This window comes from Paenibacillus sp. J31R34 (assembly GCF_059383715.1).
On the sequence record NZ_JBXENU010000015.1, the window covers coordinates 101,717 to 121,418 of the forward strand.

The 19,702-nt window shown below is 52.6% G+C and carries 14 protein-coding genes; all 14 read right to left on the reverse strand.

The window, feature by feature from the left end:
• Positions 1–64 precede the first annotated feature (64 nt).
• Positions 65–2,242 carry an S-layer homology domain-containing protein gene (locus AC50YG_RS29110; RefSeq protein ID WP_494832114.1) on the reverse strand — a complete coding sequence of 726 codons (2,178 nt, stop codon included), beginning with the start codon at positions 2,240–2,242 and terminating at the stop codon, positions 65–67.
• Positions 2,243–2,584: 342 nt separating this feature from the next.
• Complete coding sequence (locus tag AC50YG_RS29115) at positions 2,585–3,916, reverse strand: UDP-glucose dehydrogenase family protein (RefSeq protein ID WP_473759163.1); 1,332 nt, start codon at positions 3,914–3,916, stop codon at positions 2,585–2,587.
• A gap of 53 nt (positions 3,917–3,969) precedes the next feature.
• Positions 3,970–5,724: a phospho-sugar mutase gene (locus AC50YG_RS29120; RefSeq protein ID WP_494832117.1), complete on the reverse strand. Its 1,755-nt coding sequence runs from the start codon at positions 5,722–5,724 to the stop codon at positions 3,970–3,972.
• Positions 5,725–5,737: 13 nt separating this feature from the next.
• Positions 5,738–7,171 carry a sugar phosphate nucleotidyltransferase gene (locus AC50YG_RS29125; protein ID WP_494832119.1) on the reverse strand — a complete coding sequence of 478 codons (1,434 nt, stop codon included), beginning with the start codon at positions 7,169–7,171 and terminating at the stop codon, positions 5,738–5,740.
• Positions 7,172–7,284: 113 nt separating this feature from the next.
• Entirely contained in the window at positions 7,285–8,274 is a 990-nt protein-coding gene (locus AC50YG_RS29130) for a glycosyltransferase (RefSeq protein ID WP_494832121.1), read from the reverse strand.
• Positions 8,275–8,301: 27 nt separating this feature from the next.
• Positions 8,302–9,609: an oligosaccharide flippase family protein gene (locus tag AC50YG_RS29135; RefSeq protein WP_494832123.1), complete on the reverse strand. Its 1,308-nt coding sequence runs from the start codon at positions 9,607–9,609 to the stop codon at positions 8,302–8,304.
• Between the two features lies 1 nt (position 9,610).
• Entirely contained in the window at positions 9,611–10,948 is a 1,338-nt protein-coding gene (locus AC50YG_RS29140; RefSeq protein ID WP_473759168.1) for a UDP-N-acetylglucosamine 1-carboxyvinyltransferase, read from the reverse strand.
• Positions 10,949–11,146: 198 nt separating this feature from the next.
• Positions 11,147–12,022, reverse strand: a complete 876-nt coding sequence (gene murB / locus AC50YG_RS29145; protein ID WP_341279563.1) for a UDP-N-acetylmuramate dehydrogenase — start codon at positions 12,020–12,022, stop codon at positions 11,147–11,149.
• 103 nt (positions 12,023–12,125) lie between these two features.
• Positions 12,126–13,427, reverse strand: a complete 1,302-nt coding sequence (locus AC50YG_RS29150; RefSeq protein WP_494832126.1) for a glycosyltransferase — start codon at positions 13,425–13,427, stop codon at positions 12,126–12,128.
• Positions 13,420–14,577, reverse strand: a complete 1,158-nt coding sequence (locus AC50YG_RS29155) for a glycosyltransferase (protein ID WP_494832127.1) — start codon at positions 14,575–14,577, stop codon at positions 13,420–13,422. Before AC50YG_RS29155 ends, AC50YG_RS29150 begins: the two co-directional genes overlap by 8 nt.
• The gene (locus AC50YG_RS29160) at positions 14,574–16,076 is read right to left on the reverse strand and encodes an O-antigen ligase family protein (RefSeq protein ID WP_494832129.1); all 1,503 of its coding nucleotides are present in this window, start codon (positions 16,074–16,076) and stop codon (positions 14,574–14,576) included. The genes AC50YG_RS29155 and AC50YG_RS29160 overlap by 4 nt, the downstream gene beginning before the upstream one ends.
• A 4-nt stretch (positions 16,077–16,080) precedes the next feature.
• Positions 16,081–17,220, reverse strand: a complete 1,140-nt coding sequence (locus tag AC50YG_RS29165) for a glycosyltransferase family 4 protein (protein WP_494832133.1) — start codon at positions 17,218–17,220, stop codon at positions 16,081–16,083.
• 188 nt (positions 17,221–17,408) lie between these two features.
• The gene (locus AC50YG_RS29170; RefSeq protein ID WP_473759176.1) at positions 17,409–18,074 is read right to left on the reverse strand and encodes a sugar transferase; all 666 of its coding nucleotides are present in this window, start codon (positions 18,072–18,074) and stop codon (positions 17,409–17,411) included.
• On the reverse strand, positions 18,071–18,988 hold the full coding sequence (gene galU, locus AC50YG_RS29175) for a UTP--glucose-1-phosphate uridylyltransferase GalU (RefSeq protein WP_341283074.1): 918 nt from the start codon (positions 18,986–18,988) through the stop codon (positions 18,071–18,073). The genes AC50YG_RS29170 and galU overlap by 4 nt, the downstream gene beginning before the upstream one ends.
• Positions 18,989–19,702 lie beyond the last annotated feature (714 nt).

The window sequence follows — 19,702 nt, forward strand, 5'->3', positions numbered from 1 at the left end:
TTGTCACCTTTATCCGGCATTTGGGCCATCCTGCAGCAGGTTAAAACTTGAACAATAGCTTGCGCTATAGATTGATCAAACGATACAGCATGACCGCTGCTTCGGCGCGAGTCGTATTAGCATTGACCGGAAAGCTGCCCTGCTCCAGCGGCAGCAGGCTGTTTGCTGAAGCGAAAGCAACGCCCGCCTTCAACGATGGATGCAGATTGTCCGCATCTTTCAAATCGGCAAGCGCTGCTTTTACATCGGCTGGCTCTTCCAGCCCCTTCGACAGCTTCGCTGCCCTTGCAATCATCGTCGCCATTTCAGCATGCGTAATGGTCGCCTCCGGCTCGAAGCGATTGCCGCTTCGGCCTTGGACAAGACCTTTCTCCACGGCTGTGCCCACATACGGGGCATACCACTGGGTTAAAGGCACGTCTTTAAATGTGCTGGCTGATGCATCATTTTTAAAATCGAGCGAACGAACGAGCATTTTGGCAAACTCCGCCCGTGTCACCATTTTACCCGGATCAAAGCGCGAATCCTCCACACCGTCAATAATGCCTTTGGCTGCTATCGCTTCAATCTCCTTGCCTGCCCATTCATATACGCTGCCCAGATCTTGGAAGGATGGGGCCGCTTGATCTTCAATCACCGCTGCTTGCTGCGTCGGGATAACAATCGACAGCTCCGTCTCAGGCGTATCCTCCAGCACGGCTTCGGTTACGGCTTCGGTTACAACTTCTGCGGCTGCTTCAGCAACGGCCTCTGTTACGGTCTCCGTCGCAGCTTCAGCAACAGCCTCGCCAGCATCTGAAGGAGCAAGTGCCACTGTTTCATCGATCACGCTTCCCTCTTGCGCTCCCGCTGACGCTGCCCTGCCACTCAAATATTCGCTAAAATTGAAATAAGGCGTATTCACAATGTATCGGTCAATGCTGCTGCCTGTTTCCAGCTTGGAGAAGCTTTCGCCGAGCACCTTCCATACCGCTTCGCGGCGAGTCAAATAGTTTTGCATCGCCTCAACCGGCGGCTTGAAAATGATATAGCCCTTGTCCACCGTAATATATGGTGTAACATCGAATGTGTTTTCCTGCTTCCAGGTCGTCTGCAGCAGTTCTACCGCCTGGCCTAGCAGCACTTGCTGCTGCTCAGACGTCGACTGCGACCACTGCGCAATGATCGTATTCATTTCCTTGTGGTAATCGGCTAGAAGATCGTCCACCGGCACTTCGGGCTCTTCCTTGCCGAGCGTTACTTCCTTCTCGAAAAGCACTTTGCCGAGCAGGCTTGCCCGCAGCGTCGCTTTCGCAGAAACGACCGAGCCCGGTATCGTCACCACGCCCGACTGCGCAACTTTTACATCTTTGCTGCCTGCCGTTTTGGACCAGACCAGCAGCTCCTTTGGAACCTCACGACCAAAAATCGAGAGCTTGTACGTATGCTTTCGGCCCTCGTGGTCGATTTCCACCGTCTCCTTCGCACCTGAACGCATATAAGCAATCATCATGGAGCGGATAGCCGGAACTTCCTTCTTAAGCTGCTTGCGGAAGTTGGTGACCGTATCTACCATGTCTTTTTTCGTAATGTCCAGCTTGGCCAATACAGCACTCACTTTGTAGGTCGAGGTATCGGACAGAACCGTTTCCAGCGCATCGCCCAGCAGCTTCGTCTGCTCGCTCTCGCTCGCCATTAGCATCAGCAGCTCGGTATTGCTTTTCTCCGAAACGAGCGAAGTCGTTTTTTGCTCCAGCGCATTCATAAACTGCATGGCGTCATCGACTGTTAGATGATTTTGCCTCGCGAGTGCTGCTACTGCCTGCAAAGCGCCGCTATAGGCGGGATTTTTGCGAATCGCCTCCAAATTATCAAAAGAAGGATCATATTGCAGGCTTCCCGCCGCCACCATAAAGTCGAAAAGCGGCTGCTGAACGGAGGGGTCTATTTTGCCGGACAGCTTATTCCATATCGGTGCAATCAAATCGCCATTGGCTTCAAAGCTGAGCGTTGCAATTTCGTCACGCAGGTCTCTGACCTCCTGTACGTCAGCCGGATCGCCCATTTGCAAATACTGATGCAGCTCCAGCAGGCGCTTGACAAAATCACTGCTGTAAAAGGAATCAGCGGCACCCGCATGCGCCGTCTGGACAAAGCCGAGCTTCTCCAGCACGCCCCGCTCGCTGAGCGGCAATCCGGACAGCGCCGTACCCGCAACAGCTGCCGCCAGGGCAGCGGATACGATTTTTTTCGTAAACCTCATTACGTCCTCACCTCTTCTTTCGATGATTAAAAGCCTGATTAGAAGGCTGTTGAAAAGGAACTGCGCTGCGTGGAAGGTTTGGTCTCCGATCGTTATTGCCCCCTGATTTCCTTGAATTAAACCGCTTAAGCGGTGGAAATATAGGGCAAAGCACATGCTTACGAAGCTGCTTTCCTTCGGAAAGCTTTAACTCAACCCTCCCACTCCGCTTGCCTTTTCAAAAATCCTTCTAAGCCCTTTCTTTCTTAGTGCAATGGGACAGACCGTGGCGAGCAATTCTTATCGCCTGGTCAAATCTATTGAATTCGCTTGTTTTTCATCAAGCTAATCCAACTAATCTACTTAAATCAATTCATGTATCGCAATGTCTTCGATGTTCATCATAGGTCTGCCCACCGGATAGTAGGCAAACAGCGTGCCTTCCAGCTGCTCTTTGCTGATCGCATTGCGGCCGTCAATGAGAATGGGGCTCGCCATGACGCGCTCCACTTCCTTGAGATCGAGCTTCGTATAGTCCTCCCACTCCGTGAGCAGGCAGACAGCGTCGCATTGCTTCGCTGCATCAAGCGCGGAATCGCACCATTCAATAGATGGGTGATTCAGCAGGGAACGGAAATTTTCGACCGCAATGGGGTCAGTTACACGTGGAATTGCGCCAAGCGCAAGCAGCGATTCAATAATTTCAATCGCGGGCGCTTCTCTTACATCATCGGTTTCCGGCTTAAATGCAAGGCCCCAAATGGCAATGCGTCTGCCATGCATGCTGCCTAGCGCCCGCTTGAGCTTGTCGATTACGCCGTAGCGCTGATGCTGATTGACCTCTACGACCGACTTGAGCAGCTTGAAGTCGTATTCGACATTGCCGGCAATTTGAATTAAAGCCTTCGTATCCTTCGGGAAGCAGGAGCCGCCATAGCCAATGCCGGCGCGCAGGAAGGAGGAGCCGATCCGGCGGTCCAGCCCCATGCCGTGGGCAACCTCCGTCACGTCCGCGCCTACCTTTTCGCAAATGTTGGCAATTTCATTGATAAACGATATTTTCGTAGCTAGAAACGCATTGGAGGCGTATTTGATCATCTCGGCGCTGCGAATATCCGTCATAATCAGCTGGTCGGTAAACGGCTTGTGCAGGCTTGTCAGTACCTCTGCTGCACGCGTGCTCTCCGAGCCGATAACGATACGGTCTGGATTCAAAGTATCCTTGACGGCTGAGCCCTCGCGCAGAAACTCAGGAACGGAGGCAATATCGAACGGGTAATCGCTGATCGCTGCCACAATGCCGCGAACGCGTTCGTTCGTGCCGACCGGCACTGTGCTTTTCACAACAACAACCTTATAGCCGTTGAGCGCATAGCCGATTTCACGCGCTACCAGCTCGACGAACCGCATATCTGCCTCGCCATTCGGCAGTGGCGGCGTGCCTACCGCAATAATGACAACATCCGCCAGAGCCATCGCTTCTGTCAGATCATCGGTGAAGGAGAGGCGACCGGCCGCCGTATTGCTATCGGCCAATTCTTTGAGCCCCGGCTCATAAATGGGAATTTCTCCGCTGCGAAGGCGTTCGATTTTGCTTACATCCTTATCGACACAGATGACATGATTGCCTTTCTCCGCATAACATACGCCCGATACCAATCCTACATATCCCGTTCCTATCACTGTTACGTTCATCAAGCTCCAGCTCCTATCGTTTAATTTGAAATGTTCTATTATAAAATCTTCTATTATAAAATCGTCTCCATATCGTAGAGCAGCGCCGTACGAATGGCTGCCAGCCTGCGCCTGCAGCGCACCTCGCTCCATTCCTTCGCTCCGTAATAAAGCCGCAGCGACGTTCCTGCTCCGGTAGGCTGCAATGCGCACCAAGCTCCATCCTCGAAAACATATTTGATCACATTTGCTCCCAGCTCCTGATTCGCGGCTTCCTTGCTGAAGCCCAGCACTTTCACACCGTGCTCCTCGGAATCATAAATACTGAGAAGCCGCAGCGAGGAAAGCTTCTCCGGCACTTCGCCCCGCAGCCTGCGCATCACATTGCGCAGCCGCTGCGAGCCTTCAAGGCCGGGAAAGGACAGGCTGACCTGATCCTCCAAATAAAAGCCATATGCCTCATAAAGCTTGTACAGCTGATCCCATAATGTCAGGCCGCGGCTTTTATAAAAAGCCGCCATCTCTGTTGTGAGCAGCAGCGTCTGCATCGCATCCTTATCTCTGACGAACGCCTGCGGCAGGCAGCCGCCCGTCTCATCAAAGGCGAAAAAAAACTTTCTCGCCCCGAGCTGCTCTTCTTCCGCTATACGAGCAGCAATATGGCGGAAGCCCGGCGGCGTCTCTACGATATGAAGACCGTAGCGCCTTGCTATCGCTGTGCTAAGCTCCGTCGTTAGCAGCGACTTGTAAAACGTAGCTGGGTAAACCGGCTCATTGGCCCGCTTCTGCGTACAAAGATATTCAAGCAGCAGACTGCCCAGTTGGTTCGCAGACAGCAGGCGGCACTTGCCGCTTTTGTCCCTTGCCATTGCGCCAAGCTGCTGCGATTCGGGATCGGTCGCCATAATCAGATCCGTCTGCTTCCGCTCGGCCAGCAGCAGCGCCTGCCTGTAAGAATCGGGATTGTTAGGATCCGGCTCATCGATGGTCGGGAAAAGCGGGTCTGGCTGAAACTGCTCTGGCACGCTCTCCACATCGCGATAGCCCATTTGCTTCAGCAGCGCAAGCGGCGTCTGCCCTCCGCTGCCATGCAACGGCGTATAAATGACGCGCAGCCGCGTGCGCCCCGCTCGAAAGGCAGTTGGGCGAACGATGATGCCCGCAAGCTTGAGGTGGTAAGCTTTGTCCACCTCCGTACCGACGAGTACAAGAAGCCCCTGTCGCACCGCTTCCTCCGCATCCATCAGCGGGATCGCAACCTCCTCCTCGATGCCCTCCATGCGCCTTGCTACGAGCTGGTTGTATTCCGGCGCCATAACAGCGCCATCTGAGCTGAACAGCTTGACGCCATTGTAATCATAAGGATAATGGCCGGCTGTAATCATCAGCCCGGCTGCCGCATGCAGAAAACGGACAGCGAAGGAGAGCTCTGGCGTAGGACGGGCCTGCTCGAAAAGATAAACCTTCACTCTGTTTTTGGCCAGCACGAGCGCTGCCTGTTCCGCGAACACCCGCGATAAAATTCGGCTGTCAAATGCAATCGCAACACCGCGCTGCTTCGCCTCCTCGCCGCCGCTGCGAATTTCCCCAGCAAGCGCCAGCGCGATGCGGCGCACCGTATAGATATTCATCCGGTTCGTTCCTGCGCCCACCTTCTCCCGCACGCCTTCCGGACCAAGGTGAAGATGCTTGTAGAAGCGGTCGGTCAAATCGCCAGCTCCAAGCTCTCCGAGCTCTTTTCGAAGGTAAAAGGGCAGTTCTGCTTCCCTCCAGCGCTCGTATCTCCGATCAATCGCATAATCCAGTTGCTCTGCAATAGCATTCATCATCCTGTTAGCTCCTTCAAATCATGCAATATTGCATAATGTCATTCCAATCCGCTTCCAGCCTGACGCTCTCCTCTTCTACAAGCTGCGTTCCTCTCATCACCTCGATCATTTCCATCGGTGTCCGGGCAAGCAGGCAGTGTCTGCTGCCCAGAGGGATGTTAATAATGTCGCCAGCCTTTAAAGTCCGCAGTTGATCATCGAGCATCATTTCGCCTTCGCCGGACAAAATCGTCCACACCTCGCAGCGATTGTTATGATAGTGATAGCTGAAGTTTTTCCCTCTATCGAGGCAGACGCGCTTCGTCATGACCTCGCTGCCGTCCGGATATTTCAAATAATCAAGCACGATATAGTAGCCCCATCTGCGTTCCTCGTACATCGGGCGCTTGTCGCGATTTTTCAGCACTTCTTTAATACGCGGGCTGGACGCCTTGTCGGACACCAGAATGCCGTCAGGACTTGCAGCAACGATGGCATTTTTGATGCCAAGAATCGTAATCGGAATACCAAGCTCGTTAATGACATGCGTATCCGTTGCAAGCTCTGTTGTAATATGCTCGCCAAGCTCCGACGTTCCCATCTCTTCCGTCAGCGTGTTCCAGGTGCCAAGGTCTTTCCAGCAGCCGTCAAAAGGAAGCACGGCGACCTGCTTCGCCCGCTCCACGACCTCGTAATCGAAGCTTGTCTTCACCAGCGTGCTGTATTGATTGACGAGCTCATCGTATTGAATTGGAATCCGCTTCTCGATCAGCAGATTAATCAAATAGCCCAGCTTGAAGGCGAACACGCCACAGTTCCAAAGCGCTCCGCGCTGCATCAGCTCGGATGCCGCATCCTCGCGCGGCTTTTCAGTGAAGTGCCGGACAAGCCGGTACGAGCGGGCGCTACCTGTCACGGCGTTGATGGCTTCCGCTTCCGTGACGTCGCCTGCCGCATTAATAATCAGCTTAGGCTCGCCAGTCTCCGGCACGATGTAGCCGTATTTTTCCGATGGGAAGGTCGGTTTGACGCCCATCAGCGCCATATCGCAGCCAGAATCGTGAATGACCTGCGCAAGCTCGCTTATTTTATGGAAGAAGGCATCCTCCACATAGGGGTCAACCGGGAGAATCGTCACGACTTCATCCAGGCTGACTCCAGCAACGGAGTACAAATAAACCGCCGATAATGCGATAGCCGGGAATGTGTCCCGCCGCTCCGGCTCAATAATGAGCGGCACCGACAAGCCGGCATGCACGCGAATCATTTCCTCCTGCGCCTTGCCGGCGGCGATATAAGATGAGCGTTGCAGGCCCGTCTCGCCAAGCTGGCGCCATACCCGCTCGACCATCGATTCCTTAAGCCCGCCGGGCCCATCCAATATTCGCAAAAATTGCTTCGACCTTGCATCATTAGACAGCGGCCACAGCCGTTTGCCTGAACCGCCGGATAAAAGAATCAGCTTCATTGGTTTTGCTCCTCCTTTTGCAATTGAAACTGTGGTGAAAATAAAGCTGCGCTGCATGAAAAGCTTGGCTTTTTCACCACGCTTCAAAATGCTTCAATATAGCGGCACTTGCTTTACGCCGCTTTCTCTACCTTTTTCTTCACCTGCCGCAGCAAGAGCAGCATCGACAGCATCGCTTTTTTGCCGCCCTCGAAACGGGTCAGCACAGCCAGCAGCCCCGATAACACACTGCCTCTTACCGTCCAATTTTGTTCGAGACTGAGCTGTACGAGCCGCTTCGCCTTATCCATGTCCCGTTCATTTACAATGGCGGAAACACCGAGATTAAACAGCTTGAGCGCGAGACGCTTCGATCTTTTCAGGAAAAATAGGGCATGCACGCCGTAGCGGTCAATCAGATCGCGCCCTTCGCGAATACGAAGCTCAGCGCACTGTCTGCCCAGCTCAGCAAGATATTGCTGCACCATCATTTTTTCAACGGAGCCGCTTACGCCGTCAGGCAAGGTGTATCTGCGATACAGCAGCTTCTCGACGAGCGCAAACTCCGTGACGAGCCCCATCCGCAGCCATAAATCGTAATCCTGCGTGAACTTGAACAGCTCGCGGTAGCCGCCCGCCTGCTCGTAAGCATCGCGGCGGAACATAACCTCGCCGTGGGTGTAGAAGTTATTTTGCAGCAGCTGATCGATGCCCTTAATGCCCTGCTTGTACTTGTTATAAATCGTCGTTGTGTTCGTCACCTTGTTGACGTTCTCGACGATACAGCCAACGACGCCAACATCCGGCCTGCTTTGCAGCACCTTTACCTGCTCCTCAATACGCTCCGGGAACGAAATATCGCCAGAGCCATGAATGGCTACGACTTCGCCCTTGCTCTGCTTCACCGCTTCAATGACCGAACGGGTGAAGCCGCGATTGCTGTGGCTGATCAGCCGAATGCGCGGATCTTCAAAAGCTTCCAGCGCCTGCAGCGTGCCGTCCGTCGAACCGTCATCAACCAAAATAATTTCCGTATTCGCATACGTCTGGTCAAGCAGGCTTTGAATCGACTCCTTCACTTGATTGACCCGGTTGTAATACACCGTGATGATCGATACCAGCATGTCCTCATCTCCGTTATCCTTGGCCCTTTAGCGGCTTCGCAGCTTCATGAAACGAACGCCGATTGAGCCGATTTTACTTTTGATTTGCGCCCAGTCCTCTTTGTTTAAAATTAAAAGCCTGCTCAAGCTGATTGATTCACGCCTTGCGTAAAAAATAATAAAAGCGACGCCCGCATACATGTAGCTGATACTGGAGGAAATCGACGCCCCAACCGCCCCGTATTTGGGAACGAGAATGAAATTAAGCACGACGTTCATAATGAGCGCAATAACCGATACCCGCAGCGAGAACAGCGGCGCGCCTCTGCCCGACAGGTCCGAATGAATCAGCTTGAACAGCACCATCGCGATAATACCCGGCAGCAAGTAGCGAATAACCTGTCCCGATTCGGCAAAATCAGCGCCATACAGCAGGCGGATAAACAGCGGCGACATGAACCAGAAGAAGACGCCGAACACGATAAGCACAGGCATAATGACGCGTATCAGCTTTGCCGTCCGTTCTACTGCTGCCTGACTGCTGCTTGAGCTTGCGCTGCGTGAAAATAAAATGAGCCCAATAGCAGCCGGCAGCTGCCAGATCAGCTCTGCTAGATTCGTGCCAACCGAATAAATGCCGACCTCGATGACATTCGTGAACCGCTCCAAAATAATGACGTCCACCCGGTAATTAAGCTGAATAATGAACAGCGCAAGCGCAAAAGAGAAGCCCTGCCGCATCATCTGCTGCGGAATGGGGTGAATGTATTTGAACTTGAATTTCACTTCGCCCAGCAGCAGCTTCATGGAGTAGCCTAACGTGAACGCCGCCATCAGCAGCTGCGTCAGAGCCGCTCCGAGAACTCCCATGCCAAGCGCCCAGACAAAAATAAGCAAAATGATGAAATTAAGTGCCGTCTTAATAATTTCCACCTTATTAATGCTGCCAATATTGCCTTTGCCCTGCATAATGCCGCGTAAATATTGAATCGCTAGATTGACGGGCACCGTCAGCGTACAAATGACGAGCAGCTCCCAGCTGTACTCTCCTCCATACTGGAGCAGCAATATACCCATAACGACAGCCACACTGAGGGAGGAGGAAATTAACCACATAAATAATAAGGTCGATACAATATCGTTATAGTTAAATAATTTTTTACCGATGAGATAAGCAGCCGCCTGCCGGATGCCAAGATCGGCGATTGTCACAACGAGCGTAGGGATGACGAGTATGGCTGTTATCATCCCTTTGCCTTCGGGACCCAGCAGCCTGGCTGTCAGTACCGAAACGATAAAAGCTCCGAATAATACAAGCAGCCGGGTGCCGATCGTCGTTAAAATCTGGAACAGCATGCTAGTGGTTCACCTTCATAATCTGCGCGCCCAGCGCTGTGAAAATTTCAGTGAAGTTGCCGTAGCCCCGCTCCAGCTGGTACAAATTCGTAATCCGGCTTGTCCCAACAGCTGCCAGTGCAGCAACCGCGACCGCTGCTCCGCCGCGAATATCGGTTGCAACAAGATCGGTGCCATACAGCTCATCTACGCCGTGAATGACAGCTGTCTGTCCCGCTGCCCCATTGACGCAAAGGAAGCCGCCATCCTTCACCTCGATGTTCGCGCCCAGCTTGTTCAGCTCGTAGCAGTAGGAGAAGCGTCCATCGAGAATCGTCTCCTTGAGCTCGCTCGTGCCGCTTGCATTCATCATCAATACGGTATGCAGCGGTTGAATATCGGTATGGAAGCCCGGATAAGCAGCCGTCGTGACGTTCACTGCTTCCAGCGGCCGATTCCATTCCACATAAATGCCGTTGTCGATCTCTTCTATTTTCAGGCCCGCCTGCCGCCATACGGCTACTTCAGACTCCAGGATGCGGGTCGTTGCATTGCGAATCGTTGCCGAGCCTTTCGTTGCACCAACTGCCGAAATAATCGTTGAAGCGATAATACGGTCGCTCATCACTGTAAAGTCTGCGCGGTGCAGACGATCTACACCCGTAATTTGCAGGCTGTTCGATGACAGCCATTCAATATTTGCCCCCATATCGTTCAGCAGCTTGATGACATCCAGCACCTCGGGATTGCGGGCGGCGTTATGCAGTTCAACAACCGCATTCGAACGAACGGATGCGAATAAAACATTCAGCGTCCCGCCAAAGGTTGGATACGGGAACGTAATAACCGTCCGTTCCTTCGGCTGGCTCTCGCGCAAGTGAAGCCCCAGCTCGCTCTCCTCCATCGCGAAGCCAAGCTCCTGCAGCGCGCTGACGTGCATGTCATGCTTGCGGCTGCCAATGTTGCAGCCGCCCGGCAGCGGCAGGAACAGCGAGCTGCGCCAGTGCGCCGCCGCTCCGAGCAGCAGCAGGGAGTGGCGGATTTTGCCCGCCAGCTCGGCATTGAGCGTGCCGCCCATCCACGCGCTGCCCTTGCAGTGAAGCTCGTCGCCTTTGATTTCGACGTTTGCGCCGGAATCATTCAGCAGCTTGATCAGCTTGGCTACATCATTTAGCTCAAGCGGCACATTATGCAGCACGACCTCCTCATCGGAGAGGCAGGCGGCCACAATAGCGGGCAGCGCCGAGTTTTTGGCACCGGGCAGCGACACTTCACCTGAAAGGGGATAACCTCCCTCAATTAATAAATAAGGCTCCGAAATCCTTTTTGTGCCGAGCGCTCTTGAATGAGCTTGTACCATATGCTTTCTCTCCCTTTTTAAAGGGGGCAGAAAAAGGAACATCGCTGCGCGAAAAGGCTAGTTTCCGACCGCTGTTGCAACTTCATTTATTGAATCAACCGCTCTAGCGGTATAAATCAAGCTGCAAAAATCGGACGTTCCACTTCTCCAACCAGCCTTTTCACTCCGCTCGCCTTTTCCCTCTCCCTTTTGTTTTATTTATACGAACAACACTTCTGGCTCCATTTGGATGCCGAGCTGCTTGGCTACTGTCGTCTGCATCAGCTCAATGAGCCGCTTTACGTCGCTGGCTGTTGCACTGCCTTGATTAATGATCCAGTTCGCGTGCACCGTACTAATCTGTGCGCCGCCAATAACAAATCCTTTCAACCCGACCTCTTCGATCAGTCTGCCGGGATGCGGGCCTTCGGGCGGGCTTTTGAAGGTGCTGCCTACCGTTTTGACATTGATGGGGAACTTGCCCTTGCGGATGTCCGCCGCCCGCTTCGTTGCTTCCATCACCTGCGCTGAATCCGTTGCGGGTTCAGCCCGGAAGCGCGCGCTCACAATAATGTGCCGCCGATCCAGAAACCAGCTCCGGCGGAAGGAAAACTGCAGCTCCTCGGCGCTGCTCGTAATCACCTCGCCCGTGTCGCTGACATGCGTGACGCTGCTGACGACATCGCCGATTTCCTTGCCGATGCAGCCAGCATTCATGACGAGCCCGCCGCCTACACTGCCGGGGATGCCAGCCATAAAATCAAATCCGGCGATGCCTTCGTTCGCCATGGAATACGCCAGCCTTGGCAGCGCTACTCCAGCTTCGGCGTACAGCTCGCCATCCTTAAGACCGTATTCCTTCAAGCCTTTGCCGACATGCATGACGACGCCATCAAAGCCCTCGTCGCCTGCAAGCACATTCGAGCCATTGCCGATAATGAGCAGCTTCCAGCCAAAACGCTCGCAGATCGCCGTTACAAAACGAATGTCCTCCACGCTTTTCGGAACGACGTAATAACGGCAAGGGCCGCCAACGCTCATCGTCGTAATGCGGCTCAGCGGAACATTCGCTTCGTGCACAATATGTTCGAACAAGCTCTCCACTCCTCTGTCCTCGTCTTTTTCGATTAATATCGCTGCGTGATAGGGCACAGCTAGCACAAATACAGCAGCTGGCCGCTGATGCTAGGCTGCAAGACTACGCTTTGCTGCCCAGGCTGCGAGCGGCTTTGCTAGTTTTGCTGCTTCTTGGTGAAGCAGGTGCGCCCAGCGCCGCTGCTCCTGGCAAGTTCGCTGCCCGCAGCGCCTCTGGTGCGCCTGCACCTTTGATATGCGCCTCCACGACGGCAAGCATCGTATCAATGCGCGCTTCCCAGTCATGCTTTTTCGCTTCGGCGACGCGATCCATGATCAACTGCTCGTAATTGCCAAGCAGCCCCTCATTCAGCGCCAGCCCCAGCTGCTTGTCGAAGGCATCAGCATCTGCCGCAACATAGCAGTAGGAGTAATAATCCCGAACCGCTGGCAGCGGCGTCATGACAACCGGCTTGCCTGCTGATAAATATTCAAAAAATTTCATCGGAAACATATTCGTCGTGTATTCGTTAATGACGTTTGGCAGCAGGCAGGCATCGAAGCCTTTCAAATAACCCGGCAGCTCGCTGTACGGCTTCGGCCCGATCAAATGAATGTTCGGCGTCTGGCCAAGCCGATCTGCATCGGTCCAAGGATCGCCCTCTCCCACCTGTCCAATGAACACAAAATGCACATGAGGGTTGCGGGACGCGACCTTTTCAATCAATGCCAAATCCAGCTTATAGCCGCTAATGGCTCCAATGAAGCCGACCTTGGGGCCCTTCATCTGCAAAAGCTCCGCGGGAATGTCCGTATCCGGTGACAACGCCTTGTTAAAATGATTGAATTCCGCTACATTCGGGCTATAATAGGTGCTTTCGTTAATCGCCTTGCGCGTCTCATACAGATTGGGAGCCGTAGCAAACACGACATCAACATCCTCCACCAGCCGCGCTTCCTGCTCCTTAATAATTTGCTCGGGCATGCCGGGCTGCGCGGAAATTTCATCTACACAGTGGTAAACCGACAGCTGCTCGCGCATATTCAACAGCGGCTGCGTCAGCGGATTGTATGTCCATAGCACGTAATCCTCCATCCCAAGCTTCCGGGCGAAATGCTTCACATACTGCCGGACAATAAAAAAGTTCAGCTTCCGAACGAAGCTGAACCGCTGATAAGGGATGACAACTGGCGACCATACCCATAGATTTGTTTTTTTCTGCTGCAGCCCGCTAAAAAATTGACTGAGCCGCTTTATAATGCGCTTAATATCCTTGCCATTGCTTGAAGGCTTGCGGAGGCCGAGCGAATTCAGATACAGCACCTGATGTCCGCGGCCCGCAAGCCTGTCGGCAATATGCTGCTTATTCGTCCAGAAGGGGTTATCCCAATCGGCGGTTGACACAATAATAAATGGCTTAGACATGCTGCTTCTCTCCAATATATTGTTTATAGAGCTGCTCCAGCTTCTCCGTCTGCAAGCGCAGATCGAACTGCTGCTCAACAAAGGCGCGGCCATTTTGTCCAATGGCTGCGCGCAGCGGCTGGCTGGTTACGAGCATATCGAGCTTTTCTTCCAGCTGGGCGGCGCTGCGCTCCTCTACCAAATAGCCGGTTTTTCCATTTTGCACCGCATCCTTAATACCTCCGCTGCTGGTGGCAACAACAGGTAGACCCGTTCCGGAAGCTTCCAAAATGACCATGCCAAGCCCTTCCTGATCGCCATCCTTCGCCGTTACGCTCGGCAAGCAGAAAATATCCGAATCGCTGAGCCGCTGCAGCACCTCATGGTGAGGTATGCTGCCAAGGAACGTCATTCGCCCGCTCCCGGCTCCCGATGCAGCAAGCTCAGTCAGCTCCTGCCTCAGCGGTCCGTCTCCGGCAATGACGAGGCGCACATGCTTGCGCCGGGCTGCCAATCGGTGGAACGCTTCAATTAAATAAGCGATGCCCTTCTTCTCGGTCAGCCGGCCAACGGTCATAATCGTAATCGTGTCACGGTCCGGTGCTTCCCGATAAAAAACCTTATTCAAATCGATGCCGATGTAATGGATTTTGATCTTTTGCTCGGGCACGCCATGCGCCATCAGCTTCTGCTTAATATGGTTCGATACGGCAAGGAACAACGTCGTGTCCCGCACAAGCCGCTTAAACTTCACAAAATAGACGAGCCAGGAAAGCGGCCCAGGCATCAGCTTCGGGAGCCGTGTAATATCGTACCCGTGAAACGTAGCGAACAGCGGAATGCCGCGCTCCTTGCAGACGGGAACCGCATATACCGCATCTACCCCGAAGTGGGCATGCACAAGCTCAATCTCGCGCTGCTCAACAATTCGGTTAATATGACGGGTCGAGGTCAATGTCAGCGTGTAAAGCAGCTTCGTCAGCTTCTTCTGGAGCGACGACCCTGCTGCGCCCACAATCGTGTTAATGCTCCATTGATTAGGGAATTTATCGCGATTCGCGACCTCCCGGGTAATGACCTCCACCTGCACATTCCGATATTGATTCAGCTGCTCATAAATAAACGTTTCCGATGCAGGCAAAAAGGTATTTCTCAGTACGCCAATCCTCATCTTTTCCCTCCAACTTCTGCCGTCTTCGGCGTCAAAGCCCGCTCCTGAACCGCTTGGCCATTGCCGCTCCCCGCCTGCTTTCCGCTCTGGCTTCTGATATCGTTGCTGCTTCGCTCTCCTTCGCTATCCTCGCGCTGCTCGTACAAAATAAGCCCCGCAAGAAAGAAGAACACGGAAGCGACCCGCAGATCATGCAGGAAAAAATTATCAAACATTCCTTGCACGATAACGAACAGTGCTGCTCCTACTACACAGCTGTCAAGAGCCGAGCCCGTGCGATAATAACGGCGAATGCCGCGCCACAAAATGCCGAAAAGCAGCAAAATGAGGGCAATCAGTCCGAACAAGCCGCTCCAAGTCCACATAATGACAAACAAATTATGCGGCGGATATTTGCTGCTGAAGCCGACTGTCGCTGCGTAGAAAGGAAAAATTCGCTCCCAGCCGCCATAGCCAAGGCCCAGCAGCGGATGCTCGGCAAAGTTTTGGAAGGTGAATTTCCAAATGTAAGTCCGGGGATCGCCTTCGATCGCATCGGCATTCAGCCTGCTCGTCAAATTCGTAATAATGTCGCCTGTAACGATAAAAGGTATGATCGCTGCGGGTATGACGAGCAGCAGCGACAGCTTGAACAGCTTTTGCACGCGGAACCGGATGCACACATAAGCCAGCACCACAATGCCAAGCGCGAGCACGCCAGCTCGCGATTGCGTCGCCAGCATAGCGCCTAAATAAATGAAGCAGATGCCGAGCTGCAGCAGGCCGCCCTTGCGAAGCAGCAGAGACAGCGCAATACAAAGCATCATGCCGAAAAAAACCGAAGCCACATTCGTATTAACGAACAAGGTTCCCGCTTTAAAGGGGTCCAAAATATTAGCTTTAATATCTACATTAATCAACGCCGCCAGCGTGTTCGGCTCGATCAGGAAGCTCGCGATCTTCGACCTTAAAAATTGCAGCTCCTGGTCAGGAGCAATAATAAAATAAATGTTCAGCAAGCCAATCGGCAAATACACATGCTGAATACCGCGCAGCGTCTGCTCAACGGAGAGCCCGCGAGCCCGGTAATAGTAGCCCGCAAGCAAAGCGAGCAAACCTATGATGGAATAGGCAATCAGCTTAAAGCCGAGTACCCGGTCCGGGGCATAAATAATGCCCACCGCCATCGCGATAAGCAGGGCGACATAATATTTAACAAGCCGCTGTGTGCGAAAATAATGCATCAGCTTTCCTTGCGACGCCGAGCGCAGCAGAAGCATAACGAGCACGAGACTCGACAGCGTTACCGAAACCGCAAGCGGCAAATACAACTGGTAGGCCAGCAGCGCCGGGATGACGACATAATAAATGGCGTCTTTCCTAATCGCGACATAAGCAAGCGCTCCAGCAGCAACGAACAGCAGCACGTAAATATGCTGCACGGAAGCGAGGCATATAACGCCCAGTGACAGCAGCATTGCGGCATAAAGCGCCAGCTTGTTCGGCAAACGGGCAAGCATCGAGCTAGGCCTGCACTTTCATCGGATTAAACCGTTCATTAAAGCTGCCGCTGACAATGCTGGAAATATGGTACAAAAATGCCTCCACCGAAAACTGCTGTGCGTTCTGGCGGCAGTTGGCATCCGTAATCATCCAGGACAGCAGCTCAAACTGCCGTACCGCGTCAATAACCGATTCCGCATCCTGCTTCTCAAAAAACAAGCCGGTAGGATTGTTTTCGCCCAGTCCTTTGACGATATCCTGAGCACCGCCTTTGCCGTAGGCAATAACCGGCGTTCCCGCTGCCTGAGCCTCGACCATGCTAATGCCGAAGTCCTCTTCACCTGCAAAAATAAAAGCTTTGGCCTGCTGCATATGCTTAAGCAGCACAGCATTCGGCTGGTAGCCGAGAAGCTTGACGTTCGGCGTTGCCAGCTGCTTCAGCGTCTTCATCTCCGGGCCGTCGCCAATGACGATCAGCTCCTTATCCGGCATTTTGGCGAAGGCCTCGACGACCAGATCAATCCGCTTATACGGCACAAGTCGCGAGGCGGTAAAATAATATTCCTTCCGATCCTGATTGGAATGATTGCCGAACGCCTTCACTTCAACTGGCGGATACACAACCTGTGCCTGGCGGCGATAAATTTTGTGAATGCGCCGGGCGATATAAGACGAGTTCGCGAGAAACACGTCTACTCCGTTCGCTGTCCGCACATCCCACATGCGAATTTGGTGCAGCAGCAGCTTGGATACGAGCTGCTTCAGCTTGCCCAGCTCGCTTAAATATTGATGCTGCAAATCCCAGGCATAACGGATCGGCGTATGCACATAGGAAATATGAATTTGATCAGGCCCCGTAATAATGCCTTTCGCGACCGCATGCGAGCTGGAAATGATGACATCATAGCCGGATAAGTCAAACTGCTCGACCGCTAGCGGCATAAAAGGAAGATAGGTTTTGTACATTTTTTTTGCAAAAGGCAGCTGCTGAATAAAAGTTGTAATTGGCTTTTTTCCCTTCAGCATATGGCGGTCCTTCTCTTCCAGAAAATCAATTACACAGAACAGGTCCGCATCAGGGTAAATATTCAGCAGTTGTTCCACTACCTTCTCTGAACCTGCATAGGTTACCAGCCATTCATGAACGATAGCCACTCTCATAGGGCAACTCCTTTGTCTTATGGCATATAGGGGAAAGCTGCGTGAAAAGGTCGGTCTCCGGCCGCTGTTGCAGCTTCATTTTCTGATTAAACCGCCTTTGCGGTAAAAATGAAGCTGCAAAAATCGGACGCTAACGCTCCTCCGACCAACCTTTTCACTCCGCTAATCCTTTTTGCCATTTTTTGATTTCAATAAGCGCCTTTACGCAGCAGCACAATAATGACTGTGCGATATAATATTTTCAGATCCAGCCATACGGACTGGTTGTAGACGTAAAAAAGCTCCAGATCGACGCGCTCAGGATACCCAACGTCGCTGCGTCCGCTTACCTGCCAATAGCCGGTTACTCCCGGCTTGACCGATAGGAAGGGGACCGCCTTCTCTCCGTATTCCTTCAGCTCGTCACGCACGATCGGGCGTGGTCCTACCAGGCTCATCTCGCCCTTCAGCACATTGATGAGCTGGGGAAGCTCGTCCAGGCTCGTTTTGCGCAGGAAGCTGCCGATTTTGGTTACGCGTGGATCTTCGGATGGATCAAGCTTGTAGCTGTTGTCGATGTATTTTTTGTACAATACCGGGTCGGCGCGCAGCCGCTGCTCGGCATCATGCAGCATGGAGCGAAACTTGATGATGCTGAACGTATTGCCCTTATGTCCAATCCGCTTCTGCTTGAAAAATACCGTGCCCTTCGGATCGCTGATCTTAATGAGCAAAGCGACGAGCATAAACACCGGAAGCAGAAAAACAATTCCCGCAAACGAGCAAACGACATCAATAATCCGCTTCGCTGCGGCTTGCAGCGAGAGAGTCAGCGTGCGGGTTTCCGACTTGTATTGTGGCCGATTTACACTCATACGCTATCCCTCCTCAGTGCTTGGAGCTGGCTGGCCTGCTGCTGCTCGACAATTTCCTCAAGCGCCGTCATCAGCGGAAGCTTAAGCTCCTTATTGCGCAGAGCGAAGTCGATCGTCGTTAAAATAAAGCCAAGCTTTTCTCCGACATCATAACGTTTGCCTTCAAAATCATAAGCAAAAACGCCTTCGCTTTCATTCAGCTTTTGAATCGCATCTGTTAATTGAATTTCATCGCCGGCGCCCTTCTCCTGAAGCTCCAGAAAATCAAAAATTTCCGGCGTAAGCACGTACCGGCCCATAATTGCCAAATTGGACGGGGCATGTCCTGGCTTCGGCTTCTCGACGAAACGGTTAACCTGCACGAGCCGGCTGCCTTCTACTTCCATCCCTACCGGATCGACAATTCCATATCGCTGCGTCTGATCGACAGCTACGGTCTGAACGCCGATGACCGATTTGCCCGTCGCATCATATTGTTCAATGAGCTGCCTTGTGCAAGGCACCTCGGATTCGACAATGTCATCGCCAAGCAGAACGGCGAATGGTTCATTGCCAATGAATTTGCGGGCGCACCATACAGCATGTCCCAGCCCCTTTGCTTCTTTTTGACGAATATAATGGATCGTTACATTGGAGGAACGCTGTACCGCTTGCAGCAGCTCCAGCTTTCCTTTCTCAATCAACGTATGCTCGAGCTCAAATGCGATATCAAAATGGTCCTCAATGGCCCGCTTCCCTTTGCCTGTTACGATAATAATGTCTTCGATACCGGATGCGATGGCTTCTTCGACGATGTATTGAATCGTCGGCTTGTCGACAATCGGCAGCATCTCCTTCGGCATTGCTTTCGTTGCAGGCAAGAAGCGCGTTCCAAGTCCAGCTGCAGGAATAATTGCTTTTGTCACTTTTTTCATCATCCATCACCCTATCCTTCTTCGATTTTTTTATTTAATTTGGAAGCAGTTCATGGGAGTTAAAAGTTCCAGCTATACTCTCGTGTGTCTGGCTCCTCTCCTATACATGATCGTATAGCTCGAACTTCTAAATGCTTTCACTCCTTTTCGCCCGTTTTTCTGCACGTAATTTGGGAGAGGAGCTCGGTGAAAGGGGATCTTCGCTGCATGAAAGGTTCGGATTACGATCGCCATTGCCCTTTGATTTCTTTGAATTAAACCGCTCAGCGGTAGAAATCAAAGGACAAAAGCGAACGCTACGCTTCTCCATTCCAAACCTTTCACTCCGCTTGCCCCTTTCACCAAACTCCTCACAAATAAATTAAAGGGCATCTAACCCCTCCTCACCCCACACCACCGACGCTCAACGTCTAAGGCCGTTTGCGGCCCACAGCATGATCGAGTGCCTCCAGTGATAAAGGTGCAGGAGACATTACCCAAGGTGAAACGGCTGTCGCCATCCTTTGGCGGCGCGGCGCGTTTCATTCCGAGAAATATAGAGAAAGGATGAACAATCATATTCTTTCCTATATTTCAAGGTGAAACGGCTGTCGCCGTCCTTTGGCAGCAAAGCTACCGTATTGCGATGAAATATAAGCCCATTAATAACTGTGAAACTTATTAATTCTTATATTTTCAAAAAAACAAATGGCTAGCAGTTGTTGAATCGCTTCA

Coding starts and splice junctions, on each gene's coding strand:
- AC50YG_RS29125 (WP_494832119.1), bottom strand. CDS start 7,171: ATGAAGCTGATTCTTTTATCCGGCGGTTCAGGCAAACGGCTGTGGCCG.
- AC50YG_RS29170 (WP_473759176.1), bottom strand. CDS start 18,074: ATGAGTGTAAATCGGCCACAATACAAGTCGGAAACCCGCACGCTGACT.
- AC50YG_RS29160 (WP_494832129.1), bottom strand. CDS start 16,076: ATGCTTGCCCGTTTGCCGAACAAGCTGGCGCTTTATGCCGCAATGCTG.
- AC50YG_RS29110 (WP_494832114.1), bottom strand. CDS start 2,242: ATGAGGTTTACGAAAAAAATCGTATCCGCTGCCCTGGCGGCAGCTGTT.
- AC50YG_RS29120 (WP_494832117.1), bottom strand. CDS start 5,724: ATGATGAATGCTATTGCAGAGCAACTGGATTATGCGATTGATCGGAGA.
- AC50YG_RS29115 (WP_473759163.1), bottom strand. CDS start 3,916: ATGAACGTAACAGTGATAGGAACGGGATATGTAGGATTGGTATCGGGC.
- AC50YG_RS29140 (WP_473759168.1), bottom strand. CDS start 10,948: ATGGTACAAGCTCATTCAAGAGCGCTCGGCACAAAAAGGATTTCGGAG.
- AC50YG_RS29135 (WP_494832123.1), bottom strand. CDS start 9,609: ATGCTGTTCCAGATTTTAACGACGATCGGCACCCGGCTGCTTGTATTA.
- galU (WP_341283074.1), bottom strand. CDS start 18,988: ATGAAAAAAGTGACAAAAGCAATTATTCCTGCAGCTGGACTTGGAACG.
- AC50YG_RS29155 (WP_494832127.1), bottom strand. CDS start 14,577: ATGAGGATTGGCGTACTGAGAAATACCTTTTTGCCTGCATCGGAAACG.
- AC50YG_RS29150 (WP_494832126.1), bottom strand. CDS start 13,427: ATGTCTAAGCCATTTATTATTGTGTCAACCGCCGATTGGGATAACCCC.
- AC50YG_RS29165 (WP_494832133.1), bottom strand. CDS start 17,220: ATGAGAGTGGCTATCGTTCATGAATGGCTGGTAACCTATGCAGGTTCA.
- AC50YG_RS29130 (WP_494832121.1), bottom strand. CDS start 8,274: ATGCTGGTATCGATCATCACGGTGTATTACAACCGGGTCAATCAAGTG.